Below are 16,565 nucleotides of genomic sequence, written 5' to 3'. Positions count from 1 at the left end.
ATTATTTAGCAGCAATTGCAGTTGGCGGGTATTGTGCCAATATTTCTTTAACACCTGTTTGCAATCGCTCTTCCCTTTTACTGAAGCTATCCAGATTGAAACCAGTTCCCTGTCCATGCCAGAATAATATTTTCTTTGCCGGGTCAAGGAAATCAATAATAATTGTTCCTTCCATATATTGATTAACATAGTTAGGACCGCCCCAGCCGCCCCAACCACCGAAACCTCCACGCCAGCCCCAGCCACCGCCCCAACCCCAGCCACCGTAATATGCTGGTCCGTAAACGTCAGTTTTTTCTCTGGCTACCACCACTAAATTCACAAGCATATCAGGCTTATCTGCCTTTACAAATCCTTTAGAATTCATTTCAGCTTCTACTGCAGCCATTAAGCGGCGTTTATCGAGATTATTTAACTTCACCCGGGCAACGCCTTTATCATAAAAGTTATAAGTTTTATAACTGTTCAAATCTGCAGTTTTATCATAATCTGAAGCTGTACGAAGTGTAGAACAGCCTGCCAATGCCAATACAACTGTAAAAAGCATCAATAATTTTTGTGTTGTTTTCATTTGCTTTGTTTATTTAAATAACCTGTAATAAATATAACCATTTTGAAACCTAAAAAGTTATATCTGATACAAATTTTACAAATTCTTTTATTTTACTGTTAACGACAGAAAATCGCATTTTGTTTTGCTTTATACACTCATTATAAATATTTTACAAATCAAATATATTATGTTCAGTTAAGAAAATAAAAGTTAGATAACTCAAACTGAATGGTCAATTCCAGATCGCACATCTGTTAATAAAACTAAAAATAATGTCGGTTAAATTTTAAGCATTAACATTATTTAACTTATCATTTATAAATACCTTTGTGTTATGCTTAAAGATGAAATTAACAAAGCCCTGGAAGTATTAAAAGCAGGTGGTGTAATTCTTTATCCAACTGATACAATATGGGGATTAGGTTGTGATGCAACAAATGCCCAGGCAGTTGAGAAAATACTCAAAATAAAGAATCGGCCCGCTGAAAAAAGCATGATTGTGCTGCTTGATGTAGACAGTAAATTGCAAAGTTACGTAACTGAAATTCCAGAGGTGGCCTATGATCTGATTGAATATGCTGAAAATCCCCTCACTATTATATTTTCAGGGGCAAAAAACCTTGCCGAAAATGTGATCAACCAGGATGGTAGCGTGGGTATCAGAATTGTAAAGCACGATTTTTGTACCCCGCTAATTAATAGATTCAGAAAACCTATAGTTTCTACTTCCGCAAATATCAGTGGCCAGCCGTCTCCAAAATTTTTCGATGACATCAATCAGGATTTAATTGATCAGGTTGATTACGTGGTTAATTTTGAACAGGAAAATCGCAATGTGCGAAAACCTTCCACAATCATGAAACTTTCACCCGGTGGGCAGTTTGAATTTATTCGCAAGTAAAATTACTATTTTTGTAATTCTTATAGTCAAACAAAGTAACCAGCAAGTGGTATAATTGTATCTTAAAAGCCTGCTGTTATGAACGACAAGTACCATACAACAAATGCAACAATACCTAAAACATCCGATTTTTAACACCCTGTCGTCAATTGCCGATAAACACCAAACCGAAGCTTATGTAATCGGAGGATTTGTGCGAGACTTATTTTTAAACCGTAATTCGAAAGATATCGACGTGGTTGTTGTTGGAAGTGGGATTGCCTATGCCGAAGCTGTAGGCAAAAAATTAGGAACCAAAGTTGCTGTATTTAAAAACTTCGGAACGGCAAACATTAAAGTACAGGATCTGGAAGTGGAATTTGTAGGAGCCAGGAAAGAATCATACCGCGCAGATTCCAGAAAACCTATTGTAGAGGACGGTACGTTAGCCGATGATCAATTACGCAGGGATTTCACGATCAATGCTTTGGCCATAAACCTCAATGCCGGTCATTTCGGAGAATTGCTTGATCCCTTCGAAGGAGTAAAGGATTTAGAAGAAAAGCTCATCAGAACCCCGCTCGATCCGGAGATTACGTTTTCTGATGATCCATTACGTATGTTGAGGGCGATAAGATTTGCCTCACAGTTGAATTTCAATATTGATTATGCAGCCTTAGAAGCAATAAAGAGTCAGAAACAGCGAATTTCAATTGTTTCAAAGGAGCGCATAACCGATGAAATGAATAAAATTATATTATCTCCTAAGCCATCTATAGGATTTATACATCTTTATAATACTGGGTTGCTTCATCTGATTTTCCCTCAAATGGCAGAGCTTCATGGCGTGGAGTTCATTAAAGGAAAAGGGCATAAAGATAATTTTTACCATACGCTGGAAGTACTCGATAACATCAGCGAAACTACGGACGATTTATGGTTACGCTGGGCAGCAATCCTTCACGATATTGCCAAGCCAGCCACGAAACGTTTTGAAGAAGGTCATGGCTGGACTTTTCACGGACATGAAGACCGCGGCGCAAGGATGGTTCCTAAGATTTTCGCACAACTTAAATTACCCCTTAATGAAAAAATGAAGTATGTACAAAAACTTGTTCAGCTTCACCTCCGCCCGATCGTTTTAGCCCAGGAAACTGTTACGGACTCTGCAGTTAGACGATTACTTTTCGATGCAGGAGAAGAGATCGAAAGTTTGATGCTGTTGTGCAATGCAGATGTAACTACCAAAAATGAATACAAAAAAACCAAATACAGAAACAATTTTGAGCTGGTAAAGCAGAAACTTAAAGATGTTGAGGAGCGTGACAAAATAAGAAACTGGCAACCCCCAATTACAGGTATGGATATTATGGAAACTTTTGGTTTGCAGGCAGGGAAAGAAGTAGGCCTCATCAAAAATGCAATCAGAGAGGCAATACTGGAAGGGGAAATTAAAAATGACTACGAAGAAGCCTTTAATTTTATGCTAAATCAGGCAAAACAAATGGGTTTAAATCCTGTTAATAAATAATTTAATCACAAGATATACTCCCTGAATCCACTAAAATAAAGCTTTTGGAGTTTGTGGTAAGATAAATTAACTTTATTTTTACGGTTCGAAAATACAATAAATGGCTATTTATAAATTTAAAATTACGTTCGAAGATTTTGACGATGTGGTTAGGGAAATTGACATCAAATCAAACCAAACCTTCGAAGATTTGCATAAGGCAATTCATAAATCGACAGGTTATAACGCCGAAAAACCATCGTCTTTTTATGTGAGTACCGACAATTGGTTAAAAGGCGATGAAATTGCGTATTTACCAAGCGAACGTAAAAAAGACCGGGTTGTTTTAATGGAAAAGTCGAAACTTAGCGGTTTCATAGAAGATCCTCATCAAAAATTTTACTACACCTACAATTTCGATCGCCCCTATGATTTCCATGTAGAGCTGATTAAAATCACTTTAGATGCTGACCCAAGTATTGAATATCCTTTCCTGGCGAAAAGCACAGGGGAGGCACCAAAAATCATGGAACAGAATAGTCCGACTGCGGTTGATCCCCGTGGTGCCACTGCAACTGCAAGCGAATTCGACTTTTTAAATGAGATGAATTTTGTACCCGAAGATACTGACGAACTGGAAGCTATGGGTGAAATGGGTATCAATGAAGAGGAGAAAGACGAAAACGATGAAGGCGAAAGTGATGATGAATTCGGAGACGAATTCTCTGATAATGACAATTACGACGATGATAGTCATAAAGACGACTATTAACCTCAATTTAATGAACAACATTGAAAGCTGTCGGTATTCAAACCGACAGCTTTTATTTTTTAACTAATGTCCAGATGTCTTTAAAAACTTTAATTTCTATTGTCGGACCTACTGCTATAGGGAAAACTGCTCTTGCTATAGAGTTAGCCCAGCATTTTGGCACAGAGATTCTCTCTGCCGATTCGCGTCAGTTTTTCAGTGAAATGGAAATTGGTACGGCAAAGCCAAATGAACTGGAACTCGCAGCAGTAAAACATCATTTCATAAACTCCCATAGTGTTGAACACTTATTTAGCACAGGAGACTTTGAAATTCAGGCACTGGCTGTTTTAAAGGAGATATTCGAAAAGAATGACATTGCCGTTTTGGTTGGAGGTTCTGGACTTTACGTCAATGCCTTGCTAAACGGATTGGACGAAATGCCTGAAATTGATCTATCTATTCGTGATAAATTAAACAAGCAGTTTGTAATGGAGGGAATCAATGTTATTCAAAAACAATTGGCCGAATGCGATCCGGAATATTTTGCAAAGGTCGATCAGAATAATCCCCAGAGAATGATTAGGGGATTGGAGGTTTTTCTGTCTACAGGCCGAAAATTATCATCCATGTTATCTTCAACTAAAAAAGAAAGGCCTTTTGAAGTAATTAAAATTGGTTTAAACACCGATAGGGCTATTCTATATAACAGGATAAACCAGCGGGTAGATCAAATGATTAATTTAGGACTCGTTGAAGAAGTGAAAGGATTGATGCAGTTCAAAAATCACAATGCGCTGAATACAGTCGGTTATAGCGAAATTTTCGACTATCTCGACCATAAGATTTCCTTGAATGAGGCTGTTATGGCCATCAAGCAAAATACTAGGAGATTTGCCAAAAGGCAGTTGACCTGGTTCAGGAGAGATGAAGAAATAAACTGGTTTGAGCCGGGGAATACAAATAAGGTAATAGCGCTTATTGGAGAATTGATAATAAAAAAGGGTTGAAGCTTGTCAACCCTTTTTTATTATCAGCCAAATCGTGTTAATTAGGAAACTTAACCGCTCTATACTGAGTAATATCGATAGTCGGAATGGCCGATCCGTAAGTAGAATTGATAGCATCTATAAATACGTTACCAATTACTGCATTTCCGCGGGGAGTTAAATGAATACCATCTAATGAGAATGCACCACCGGTAATAAACGCAGAGTTAATGCCTATACCCTGTATAGTTACGCCTGCTTTAACAAGATTAAGATAACTATATGTATCAGCAACAGCTAAGCCTTTGCTACTTGCAAGAGATTTAATACTGCTGTTATAACTATTAACATAGTCCTTAACTTTAATAACCTCATCTTTATCCAACACCCAGTTGTTGGCAATTGGATTTAACGGGTGTAATCCATAAGGAAGACCGGCAGCGTTAGCTACACCAAATAATCCCGCTGATTGAAAAGGCAAACGAATCAAATCATCAGCTGTAGCGGGCCTTACCGTATTTGTTCCGGTTTGAATGTAAATTGCTGCAGCAGCTGGGTTAATGGCCTTGGCAGCATTTAACAAAGCAGCAACAGTAACCGTATTAAAGTATGGAACTGCAGTAACATCAGGAATTGTCCCAACTACACCTTTTTGGCCTCCTGCTGTTAAAGCATTAACCAGGTTAGAATATAAAAGTGCAAATGTCGATTTATCAGTTAAAACATTAGTTGCATCTGCAGTTACACCCCCATTAGTAGCCCAGCCAAGTGCATCATTATTACCTAACCATATTGAGAAAAAGGTATGATTTCTTCCCTGAATAAACTGGAAATATGTTGTGGAACCCACCTGTGTATCGGTTAACAAACGCTCAAGATAGGGATTAGCTGCACCGTAGGCGCCTGCAAATGCAAGGTCTACACGCATACCCGGAATACCTAAATTCTGAACCTCTCCGGTATATTTTGTAAGTTTTGAATTAGTTGGACTATCTCTCCAGGCACTACCAACTACTTGTGTGATTGTCGGTGTCCCGTTTACCAAAGCAGATAAAGTTAAATATCCTGATCCGTTTGCCTGAGCATCAGTAAAGAAAGGTGAAGTAAAACTTCCACCACCTACTGAGGCCATTTTCGCTGCAATCAAATTAGGATAGGCAACCTTTTGCCCTTCAATATATAAACCACCATCGGCAAAGCCCGATGTTAATGAATTACCAACTGCAATATATTTACTGAAATTAGCAGAACCAGCACTTGTTCCTGCCGGCGTTTCTATCTCAGGTTTACACGAAGCTGCAAATAATATGGTAGCAGCAACAAAACTATTTAATATAATTTTTTTCATATCAATATCTCCTACCATTTATAAGTTAATGAAAGACCTGGAGCATAAACCAATGTTTTAAAGGTTCCATCCAATCCTGTTTCAATATTTTTCTGTTTTCTTTCTTTAACATCTTCGAAAAAGAAGGAAGCATTTACTTCAAAATGTCTCGTAGGGGTATAACCTAAACCTGCACTTAAAATATAACGGTCTGCATCTGGTGCTTCAGGTGTTACATAACCATCCTGTACAGGAGAAAAAGCGTAGCCAACACCAGCTCTCAAAGCAAGCTTCTCAGAAGCCTGATGATTAATACCTAGTTTAAATGATGATCCATCACGATATTTACGAGCTGATTTGGTATCTGCCAAAGCAGAGGTATTGGTAGCATAGTCAAATGCCAACTCCTGATAAATATGCCATTGAACCCAACTGGCATCAAATGCCAAAGTTGTACTTTTAGATAGCGGGATGCCAATACCTAACGTAGTAGTTGCAGGTAAAGGTAATTCAGCATTAAAAGTATTTCCTGCTGGGAATGAGCTCCTAAGAGAATTAGGCACATCAAATTCTGCGGTTCCACCGTCTAGCTTGGTGATTACTTTCGATTTGTGTACAACTGCGAATGAAATATTACTTAAGGTTTTGATGTATAAACCTGCATTCCAGCCATAACCTTTACCAGTACCCTCTAAAGTAGCATGGCCAGACCGGCCATCAGGGAAATTAACAGGAAGCGCACGTTGAAGGTTTACCTCACCATGATTGTAAACAAAACCAGCACCTATACCAATACGATCTGTAATCTTCACACTTAAGGTAGGCTGAAAATAAATAGCTTTGAGGTTTAATGAAGTAAGGGCATAACGGCCGGACCAGTCATTACCCCAATCTACCATTCCGCCAAAAGGGGTATAAACACCTAAGCCCAGCTTCCATTTGTTAGATTTAGGCCCCCATACCGCATAAGCTTCGAATGGCGGGGCAATTTTATTTTTTACTTCTTCTGTTAAGTTTGATCCACTTAATCTGAAAGCCGATTTAAAAAGTAAAGGGTTAACGCCTGCTGAAATGGAGTTGTTTTCTAAGAAACTTACTGCTCCAGGATTGTAGAATACAGAAGCTTCATCTAATGGTAAAGCCGAACCTGCGCCCGCCATACCAATTTGTTTTTGTCCCTGTAAATTAACCTGAAAACCCTGCCCCAAAACCCAAAGTGGAGCAGACAGTAATACGCTCAATAAAATTTTTTTCATTTATATATGGTTATGACACAAATGTATACTATGCTAACATAGCATGCAAACATTTGTTTAAAAGAATTTAAAAAGGACTATGCCTGTGCTGTAGGACCTCCGAAACCCATTGGAAAAGGAGGTTCCTCCTGTGTTTTAATCCTGCCGTTAACGGCTTCAAATTTCTGAATGTTATCATCAAGTGCATTCAAAAGGCGTTTTGCATGCTCAGGGGTAAGTATGATTCTCGATTTCACTTTTGCCTTTGGAATCCCTGGCATTACACGTATAAAATCCAGTACAAATTCAGTATTCGAATGTGTAATGATGGCTAAATTGGAAAAAATACCTTCTGCAATCTCTTCTGAAAGTTCAATATTTAACTGGTTTTCGTTCTGTTTTTCATCCATGGTATTGATTATAGTATAATGTTAATAATGATTTAAAGGTACTGTTTAAAGGCTATCCATTAAAATAATATCAATAAAAAAGGGTTGTTCCAATAATAATGGAACAACCCTTCAAACTTAAATTAATTTATATTAAGCTTCTACTTCTTCTTGTTTCGAAGCCAATAATTTATCGTATTCTTCTTGCGAACCAACGATGATTCGTTCGTATCCACGAACACCTGTTCCTGAAGGAATTAAGTGACCAACGATCACGTTTTCTTTCAATCCCAACATGTTATCGCGTTTACCTGCAATCGCAGCCTCATTTAATACTTTCGTTGTTTCCTGGAACGAAGCCGCAGATATGAACGATTTAGTACCTAATGATGCACGGGTAATACCTTGCAAGATAGAACTTGCTGTAGCTGGTCTTGCATCTCTCACCGTGATCTGTTTTAAATCTTTACGTTTCAATTGAGAATTTTCATCTCTTAATCTACGTAATGAAACAATCTGACCTGGTTTTAAGTCGCTTGAATCACCTGCATCTTCCACAACTTTTTTGTCGTACATGGCATCATTCTCTTCTGCAAAATCCCAACGGTCAACCGCGTTATTTTCCAGGAAAATGGTATCGCCAGGATCCTCGATGTGAACTTTCTGCATCATCTGGTGAACAATTACCTCGAAGTGCTTATCGTTGATTTTTACACCTTGTAAACGGTAAACTTCCTGAATACCGTTAACCAGGTATTCCTGAACCGCTGCAGGGCCTTTAATCGATAAGATATCCGCAGGAGAAATTGAACCATCTGATAATGGCATACCAGCTTTCACAAAGTCGTTATCCTGTACAAGAATGTGTTTAGACAATGGAACAAGGTATTTTTTAACTTCACCATCTTTAGATTCGATTGTGATCTCACGATTACCACGTTTAACACCACCTAAAGTTACCACACCATCAATCTCAGTTACTACTGCAGGGTTTGAAGGATTACGTGCCTCAAATAACTCTGTTACGCGAGGTAAACCACCTGTAATATCCCGGGTCTTTCCTGTTGCTCGAGGAATCTTAGCGATAATCTGACCAGTTTGGATTGCTTCACCTTCATCTACTGAAACGTGAGCACCTACCGGAATGTTATAACCTTTAATGAACTCTCCTTTTTTGTCCACAATCTGAACAGAAGGGTTTTTAGTTTTATCACGGGTATCGATAATTACTTTTTCACGGTGACCAGTTTGCTCATCTGATTCTTCACGGAAAGTTACACCTTCGATGATCGCATCGAATTGTGCCTTACCTGCAAACTCAGAGATGATAACCGCGTTATATGGATCCCATGAACAAATCTTATCACCTTTAGCTACTTTGTCTCCTTCTTTAACGAACAAGAAAGCACCGTATGGAATGTTGTTGGTAACGATAACTCTACCGCTTCCTGGTTCAACAATTCTAAACTCACCTGAACGGCCTAATACAACCTGTACTTTACCATCTTCAGTTTGAGTATCAACGGTACGGATATTCTCAAACTCGATAACACCATCAAACTTAGCTACGATGTTTGATTCTGCAGCAATGTTCGATGCAGTACCACCCACGTGGAAGGTACGAAGCGTTAACTGTGTACCCGGCTCACCGATTGATTGTGCTGCAATTACACCAACTGCTTCACCTCTTTGAACGCGTTTACCTGAAGCCAGGTTACGTCCGTAACATAATGCACAAACACCACGTTTAGCTTCACAAGTCAATACCGAACGAATTTCGATTCCTTCTAACGGAGATTCATCAATTAATTTGGCAACATCTTCGTTGATATCTTCACCGGCACCAATTAATAATGTATTATCCAAAGGATTATAAACATCATGTAATGAAGTTCGGCCTAAAATCCTGTCATATAATGGCTCAACAATATCCTCATTATCTTTAAGTGCCGTAGTGTACATACCTCTTAAAGTACCACAATCCACATCGTTAACGATCATATCCTGCGCAACATCATGTAAACGACGGGTTAAGTAACCCGCATCCGCCGTTTTTAACGCCGTATCCGCCAAACCTTTACGCGCACCGTGCGTAGAGATAAAGTACTCTAATACAGATAAACCTTCTTTAAAGTTTGATAAGATCGGGTTTTCGATGATATCCCCACCTGAACCTGATTTCTGAGGTTTTGCCATCAATCCCCTCATTCCGCAAAGCTGACGAATCTGCTCTTTAGAACCACGGGCTCCTGAATCAAGCATCATATAAACAGAGTTGAAACCCTGGTTATCGCTGGATAACTGATTCATTACGAATGTAGTTAACCTGTTGTTGATACGGGTCCAAATATCGATGATCTGGTTGTAACGCTCGTTGTTTGTAATGAAACCCATGTTATAGTTGTTTCTTACTTCTTCAACTTCGTTAGCAGCCTGCTCTAATAAAGTATGTTTTTCTACCGGAATGTTTACGTCCTGTAAGTTGAACGATAAACCTCCCTGGAATGCCATGCGGAAACCTAATTCTTTAATATCATCTAAGAACTGAGATGAACGGGCCATACCTGTCATTTTAACTACCTCACCGATAATATCTCTCAGCGATTTTTTAGTTAATAATTCATTGATGTAACCAACTTCATCAGGAACCATCTGGTTGAATAATACTCTACCTACAGTGGTTTCAGTTAACTTATTAACGATAGAACCATCGGCTTGCTTCACATTTACCCTTACTTTGATAAATGCGTGTAAGTCTAATTCTTTTTCGTTATAAGCGATAATAACTTCTTCCGGAGAGTAGAAATTAGAATCCTGACCTTTTACAACTCTGCTATCATCAGTTCTACGGCCTTTAGTAATATAATAAAGACCCAAAACCATATCCTGAGAAGGTACTGTAATTGGCGTACCGTTTGCAGGGTTTAAGATGTTGTGTGCTGCAAGCATTAATACCTGGGCTTCCAAAATTGCTGCGTTACCTAACGGTAAGTGGACAGCCATCTGGTCACCATCAAAATCGGCGTTGAATGCAGTACACACTAGTGGGTGTAACTGGATTGCTTTTCCTTCAATTAATTTTGGCTGGAATGCCTGAATACCTAGTCTGTGTAGCGTAGGTGCACGGTTTAGTAATACCGGGTGACCTTTTAACACATTTTCTAAGATATCCCAAACCAATGGATCTTTTCTATCAACGATTTTCTTGGCAGATTTAACTGTTTTTACTACACCACGCTCAATCATCTTACGAATAATGAACGGTTTGTAAAGCTCAGCAGCCATATCTTTAGGAATACCGCACTCGTGTAATTTAAGGCTAGGCCCTACAACAATTACAGAACGAGCTGAATAATCCACACGTTTACCTAATAAATTCTGACGGAAACGACCCTGTTTACCTTTCAGAATATCTGAAAGTGATTTTAAGGCACGGTTACCTTCAGTTTTAACCGCATTAACCTTACGAGAGTTATCGAATAACGAATCCACAGCTTCCTGTAACATACGCTTTTCGTTACGTAAAATTACCTCTGGTGCTTTAATCTCGATCAAACGTTTTAAACGGTTGTTACGGATAATTACACGACGGTATAAGTCATTTAAATCGGAAGTAGCGAAACGGCCACCTTCTAATGGAACTAAAGGACGTAATTCTGGTGGAATAACCGGAACGATTTTAACAATCATCCATTCAGGACGATTCTCAATACGTGTATTAGCACCACGGAAAGCTTCAACAACCTGAAGACGTTTTAAAGCCTCGTTTTTACGTTGCTGAGAAGTTTCGTTAGCAGCCTGGTGACGTAGGTCATAAGATAAAGTATCTAAATCAATACGTTTTAATAAATCTTCTAATGCTTCAGCACCCATTTTGGCGATGAATTTATTAGGATCTTTATCATCCAGGTATTGGTTTTCCTTAGGTAATTTATCTAAGATATCTAAATATTCTTCTTCTGTAAGGAAGTCCATATAGTTGATACCTTCTTCAGCCATTAAGCCTGACTGAATAACTACGTAACGCTCGTAATAGATAATTAAATCTAATTTTTTAGTAGGTAAACCTAATAAATAACCGATTTTATTAGGTAACGAACGGAAGTACCAGATATGTGCTACAGGAACCACCAAAGCGATGTGCCCCATACGCTCACGACGTACTTTCTTTTCAGTTACCTCAACACCGCAACGATCACAAACAATACCTTTATAACGGATACGTTTGTATTTACCGCAATGACATTCGTAATCTTTTACCGGACCGAAAATACGCTCGCAAAACAAACCATCACGCTCAGGTTTGTAAGTACGGTAGTTAATGGTTTCCGGTTTCAACACCTCACCGCTTGAACGTTCCAGAATAATTTCAGGAGACGATAAGCTAATCGTGATAGATGTGAAATTGCTTTTTAATTTATTATCCTTTTTGTAAGACATATCTCTTGTATAAGGTTAAAGGCTGAGGGTAGAAAAGTGGAAGGTTTGGGCGTTTAAACCCTCAACCTTCTACCTTTTTACCTTCTACCTTAGTTAATCTAACGTAATATCTAAACCTAAACCGCGTAACTCATGTACCAATACGTTGAACGATTCTGGTACACCAGGAGTTGGCAGGTTCTCACCTTTAACAATGGCTTCGTAGGTTTTAGCTCTTCCGATTACATCATCCGATTTAACGGTTAAGATCTCCTGAAGAATATTAGCAGCACCGAATGCCTCTAATGCCCAAACCTCCATCTCACCAAAACGCTGACCACCAAATTGGGCTTTACCACCCAATGGTTGCTGTGTAATTAATGAGTATGGTCCGATTGAACGGGCGTGCATCTTATCGTCAACCATGTGACCTAATTTCAGCATGTACATAATACCTACTGTTGTAGTCTGATCGAAACGCTCACCAGTTAAACCATTATACAGGTAGGTTTTTCCTGAAGCAGGAACGCCTGCTTTAGCAATCCACTCTTCTACCTCATCATGAGTAGCACCATCAAAAATCGGAGTAGCAAATTTAACACCCAATTCCTGACCAGCCCAAGCCAGAATAGTTTCATAAATCTGACCAAGGTTCATACGTGAAGGTACACCCAGCGGGTTCAACACGATATCAACCGGAGTACCATCAGCTAAGAAAGGCATATCTTCATCACGTACAATACGTGCAACGATACCTTTATTACCGTGGCGACCCGCCATTTTATCACCTACTTTTAATTTACGTTTTTTAGCAACATAAACTTTTGCCATTTGTACGATTCCCGATGGAAGCTCATCACCTACACTGATCGCGAATTTATCGCGTTTGTAAGCTCCAAGTTCTTCGTTAACACGGATACCGTAATTGTGAAGCAACAGTTTAATCATCTCGTTTTTATCATCATCAGTAGTCCATTTGTTTGGGCTGATGTGATTATAGTCGATGTCTGTTAAAATTTTCTGAGTAAATTTAGCGCCTTTAGCAACCAATAGTTCTTTGTAGATATTGAAAACACCCTGAGATGTTTTGCCATTTACAATAGTGAACAATTTATCAACCAATTCATTTTTCAATTTATCAGTTGCGTTGTTATAGTTTTTATCTAACTTCTCAATAGCTGATTTTTCTTCAGCTTTTGTCGTTTTCTTTGCACGGCTGAATAACTTGGTATCAATTACCACACCCTGGATTGAAGGAGGTGTTTTTAAAGACGCATCTTTAACGTCACCTGCTTTATCACCAAAGATAGCACGTAGTAATTTTTCTTCAGGTGAAGGATCAGATTCGCCTTTCGGTGTAATCTTACCAATTAAAATATCACCTTCTTTTACATCAGCACCAACACGGATAATACCGTTTTCATCCAGGTCTTTTGTAGCCTCTTCAGAAACGTTCGGGATATCTGGTGTTAATTCCTCTTCTCCACGTTTAGTATCACGTACTTCTAACTCAAACTCTTCAATATGCAATGAAGTGAAAACGTCATCACGAACGATACGCTCATTGATTACAATCGCATCCTCAAAGTTGAAACCTTGCCAAGGCATGAATGCCACTTTCAAGTTCCTACCCAATGCCAACTCACCATTTTCAGTTGCATAACCTTCGCACAGAACTTGTCCTTTAGTAACTTTCTGACCTTTTTTAACAATAGGTTTCAAGTTAATACAAGTATTCTGATTGGTTTTTTTGAATTTGATTAAACGGTAAGTTTTGCTATCACCTTCAAATGAAACTAAACGATCATTCTCATCGCGTTCATATTTAATGGTAATTTCATTAGCATCTACATATTCTACAACTCCATCACCTTCAGCGTTGATCAAAGTTCTCGAGTCACGTGCAACGCGACCTTCCAAACCTGTACCAACAATCGGCGCTTCAGGACGCAACAAAGGTACAGCCTGACGTTGCATGTTTGATCCCATCAACGCCCTGTTCGCATCATCATGTTCCAGGAACGGAATTAGCGAAGCAGCAATTGAAGTAATCTGGTTAGGTGCAACGTCCATTAAGTCTAATTTCTCAGGCTCAATAATCGGGAAGTCACCCTCATAACGTGCCTTGACACGTGGAGTTGTAAACACACCACTGTCATCATACTCTGCATTGGCCTGAGCGATAGTTTTACCATCCTCATCTTCTGCAGATAAATAAATAACGTCTGAATCAACAACAACTTTACCATCTTCAACACGTTTGTAAGGTGTTTCGATAAAACCTAAGTTATTGATTTTAGCATGCACACAAAGTGATGAAATCAAACCAATATTTGGTCCCTCTGGTGTTTCGATTGTACATAAACGACCGTAGTGCGTATAGTGAACGTCACGTACCTCGAAACCAGCTCTCTCCCGTGATAAACCACCTGGACCTAAAGCTGATAAACGGCGTTTGTGCGTAATCTCTGCCAATGGATTCGTTTGGTCCATGAACTGAGATAACTGATTTGTACCAAAGAAAGAGTTGATTACCGATGACAACGTACGTGCGTTAATCAAATCCGTTGGGGTAAACACCTCGTTATCGCGGATGTTCATACGCTCACGGATAGTTCTGGCCATACGGGCTAAACCAACACCGAACTGCGCATATAACTGCTCACCTACCGTACGTACACGACGGTTAGATAAGTGGTCAATATCATCCACCTCTTCTTTTGAGTTGATCAGTTTGATTAAGTATTTAACAATTGCAATAATATCTGCTTTCGTTAAAACTTTAACCTCATCAGGGGTATTCATTTTCAATTTACGGTTGATGCGGTAACGACCAACATCTCCTAAATCGTAACGTTTATCTGAGAAGAATAAACGGTCAATGATACCACGGGCAGTTTCCTCATCAGGTGGTTCTGCGTTACGCAAAGCACGATAGATGTTTTCAACTGCTTCTTTCTCTGAGTTAGAGGTATCTTTTTGTAATGTATTATAAATAATGGTATAATCTGCCTGACTTGCGCCATCTTCTTTAGATAAGATGATGCTTTTCACGCCAGCCTCGATAACCATATCAATGTGTTCGTCTTCTAGAACGGTTTCTCTTTCAAGAATCACTTCATTACGGTCGATAGAAACTACCTCACCTGTATCTTCATCTACAAAATCTTCAACCCATTTCTTTAGAACCCTTGCTGCCAGTTTACGACCGATATATTTCTTTAAACCTGATTTACTAACTTTTACTTCGTCAGCAAGATCGAAAAGTTCAAGGATATCCTTATCAGAATCGTAACCGATAGCACGTAATAAAGTGGTAACCGGGAATTTTTTCTTACGATCGATGTATGCGTACATTACGTTATTAACGTCAGTAGCAAACTCGATCCATGATCCTTTGAAAGGAATAACACGTGCAGAGTACAATTTTGTTCCATTGGTGTGACGGCTTTGGCCGAAGAACACACCTGGAGAACGGTGTAACTGAGAAACGATAACACGTTCCGCACCGTTGATTACAAACGTACCTTTTGGTGTCATATAAGGAATTGTACCTAAGTACACATCCTGAATGATGGTTTCAAAGTCCTCATGCTCTACGTCATTACAAGAAAGCTTTAGCTTTGCCTTTAATGGAACATTGTAGGTTAATCCACGCTCAATACACTCATGTATATCGTAACGTGGCGGATCAACAAAATAATCAAGAAACTCTAATACGAAGATATTTCTTGAATCTGTTATTGGAAAGTTTTCAGCAAACACTTTGAACAAACCCTCGCTAGAGCGATCGTCTGAAGTGGTATCTATCTGGAAAAATTCTCTGAATGATTGCAATTGCACATCCAGAAAATCCGGATAATCTATAATGTGCTTACTAGTTGCAAAATTTACTCTTTGTTCGACTGTCTTTGCCAATGGACTAAAAGATTTTAGTTTAAGAATAAACTATTTGTTTGGTTTGGGTTTTAAACAATCTCATTAACCAAACAAAATGAGATGTTTATAAACAGGTAAAGACACCAACATTTTCAGTCGGTGTCTAATACATTTTTAGCTTAGCTAAATTAAGTGATTACTTAATTTCAACTACTGCTCCAGCTTCTTCTAATTGTTTTTTAAGAGCTTCTGCTTCGTCTTTAGCAACACCAGCTTTTAATTCTTTTGGTGCACCGTCAACTAAGTCTTTAGCTTCTTTCAAACCTAAACCAGTTAAGTCTTTAACAAGTTTTACAACTGCTAATTTCTGACCACCAGCTTCTTTTAATATTACATCAAATGATGTTTTTTCTGCAGCAGCAGCAGGTGCATCACCACCAGCAGCAGGACCAGCAACTACAGCAGCAGCTGCAGGCTCAATACCATACTCGTCTTTTAAGATTTGAGCTAATTCATTAACTTCTTTAACTGTTAAGTTTACCAATTGCTCAGCAAACGCTTTTAAATCTGCCATTTTATTAAGATTTTAAAAATTTACGTAAAAATAATTTTGTTTAATTTGCGAACTTAAGG

At 38.8% G+C, this 16,565-nt stretch carries 11 protein-coding genes; 4 read left to right on the top strand and 7 right to left on the bottom strand.

Features of this window, described 5'->3' with window-relative positions; all coding sequences use genetic code 11:
• Position 1: 1 nt before the first annotated feature.
• Complete coding sequence (locus AC570I_RS01850; RefSeq protein WP_497403908.1) at positions 2 to 571, bottom strand: DUF4136 domain-containing protein; 570 nt, start codon at positions 569 to 571, stop codon at positions 2 to 4.
• 316 nt (positions 572 to 887) lie between these two features.
• Between AC570I_RS01850 and AC570I_RS01845 the strand changes: the two genes are divergently transcribed.
• The 4 genes from AC570I_RS01845 (at position 888) to miaA (ending at position 4,704) form a co-directional block, all read left to right on the top strand.
• Positions 888 to 1,454 carry an L-threonylcarbamoyladenylate synthase gene (locus tag AC570I_RS01845; protein ID WP_497403906.1) on the top strand — a complete coding sequence of 189 codons (567 nt, stop codon included), beginning with the start codon at positions 888 to 890 and terminating at the stop codon, positions 1,452 to 1,454.
• Positions 1,455 to 1,557: 103 nt separating this feature from the next.
• Positions 1,558 to 2,964, top strand: a complete 1,407-nt coding sequence (locus tag AC570I_RS01840; protein ID WP_047798106.1) for a CCA tRNA nucleotidyltransferase — start codon at positions 1,558 to 1,560, stop codon at positions 2,962 to 2,964.
• Positions 2,965 to 3,064: 100 nt separating this feature from the next.
• Positions 3,065 to 3,715 carry an IS1096 element passenger TnpR family protein gene (locus AC570I_RS01835; RefSeq protein WP_047798107.1) on the top strand — a complete coding sequence of 217 codons (651 nt, stop codon included), beginning with the start codon at positions 3,065 to 3,067 and terminating at the stop codon, positions 3,713 to 3,715.
• 74 nt (positions 3,716 to 3,789) lie between these two features.
• Complete coding sequence (miaA, locus tag AC570I_RS01830) at positions 3,790 to 4,704, top strand: tRNA (adenosine(37)-N6)-dimethylallyltransferase MiaA (RefSeq protein ID WP_497403903.1); 915 nt, start codon at positions 3,790 to 3,792, stop codon at positions 4,702 to 4,704.
• 37 nt (positions 4,705 to 4,741) lie between these two features.
• On the opposite strand, the gene AC570I_RS01825 is transcribed toward miaA, so the two are convergent.
• From AC570I_RS01825 to rplL, 6 genes are all read right to left on the bottom strand, one after another.
• Positions 4,742 to 6,031 carry an SGNH/GDSL hydrolase family protein gene (locus tag AC570I_RS01825; RefSeq protein WP_497403901.1) on the bottom strand — a complete coding sequence of 430 codons (1,290 nt, stop codon included), beginning with the start codon at positions 6,029 to 6,031 and terminating at the stop codon, positions 4,742 to 4,744.
• A gap of 11 nt (positions 6,032 to 6,042) precedes the next feature.
• Positions 6,043 to 7,266, bottom strand: a complete 1,224-nt coding sequence (locus AC570I_RS01820) for an OmpP1/FadL family transporter (RefSeq protein ID WP_497403899.1) — start codon at positions 7,264 to 7,266, stop codon at positions 6,043 to 6,045.
• A gap of 77 nt (positions 7,267 to 7,343) precedes the next feature.
• Positions 7,344 to 7,655 (bottom strand): DUF3467 domain-containing protein, encoded by a 312-nt coding sequence (locus tag AC570I_RS01815; RefSeq protein WP_047798110.1) that lies wholly within the window; start codon positions 7,653 to 7,655, stop codon positions 7,344 to 7,346.
• A gap of 132 nt (positions 7,656 to 7,787) precedes the next feature.
• Positions 7,788 to 12,074: a DNA-directed RNA polymerase subunit beta' gene (gene rpoC, locus AC570I_RS01810; RefSeq protein WP_497403897.1), complete on the bottom strand. Its 4,287-nt coding sequence runs from the start codon at positions 12,072 to 12,074 to the stop codon at positions 7,788 to 7,790.
• 93 nt (positions 12,075 to 12,167) lie between these two features.
• Positions 12,168 to 15,971: a DNA-directed RNA polymerase subunit beta gene (rpoB, locus tag AC570I_RS01805; protein ID WP_497403895.1), complete on the bottom strand. Its 3,804-nt coding sequence runs from the start codon at positions 15,969 to 15,971 to the stop codon at positions 12,168 to 12,170.
• A gap of 157 nt (positions 15,972 to 16,128) precedes the next feature.
• The gene (gene rplL / locus AC570I_RS01800; protein WP_010601097.1) at positions 16,129 to 16,506 is read right to left on the bottom strand and encodes a 50S ribosomal protein L7/L12; all 378 of its coding nucleotides are present in this window, start codon (positions 16,504 to 16,506) and stop codon (positions 16,129 to 16,131) included.
• Between the last annotated feature and the right edge of the window lie 59 nt (positions 16,507 to 16,565).

This window comes from Pedobacter sp. A2324 (genome assembly GCF_059693705.1).
The sequence above is the reverse complement of the archived record's forward strand: the minus strand, read 5'-3'. Positions and strand labels throughout refer to the sequence as shown.

Coding starts and splice junctions, on each gene's coding strand:
- AC570I_RS01815 (WP_047798110.1), bottom strand. CDS start 7,655: ATGGATGAAAAACAGAACGAAAACCAGTTAAATATTGAACTTTCAGAA.
- AC570I_RS01850 (WP_497403908.1), bottom strand. CDS start 571: ATGAAAACAACACAAAAATTATTGATGCTTTTTACAGTTGTATTGGCA.
- rplL (WP_010601097.1), bottom strand. CDS start 16,506: ATGGCAGATTTAAAAGCGTTTGCTGAGCAATTGGTAAACTTAACAGTT.
- miaA (WP_497403903.1), top strand. CDS start 3,790: ATGTCTTTAAAAACTTTAATTTCTATTGTCGGACCTACTGCTATAGGG.
- AC570I_RS01820 (WP_497403899.1), bottom strand. CDS start 7,266: ATGAAAAAAATTTTATTGAGCGTATTACTGTCTGCTCCACTTTGGGTT.
- AC570I_RS01835 (WP_047798107.1), top strand. CDS start 3,065: ATGGCTATTTATAAATTTAAAATTACGTTCGAAGATTTTGACGATGTG.
- AC570I_RS01825 (WP_497403901.1), bottom strand. CDS start 6,031: ATGAAAAAAATTATATTAAATAGTTTTGTTGCTGCTACCATATTATTT.
- AC570I_RS01845 (WP_497403906.1), top strand. CDS start 888: ATGCTTAAAGATGAAATTAACAAAGCCCTGGAAGTATTAAAAGCAGGT.
- AC570I_RS01840 (WP_047798106.1), top strand. CDS start 1,558: ATGCAACAATACCTAAAACATCCGATTTTTAACACCCTGTCGTCAATT.
- rpoC (WP_497403897.1), bottom strand. CDS start 12,074: ATGTCTTACAAAAAGGATAATAAATTAAAAAGCAATTTCACATCTATC.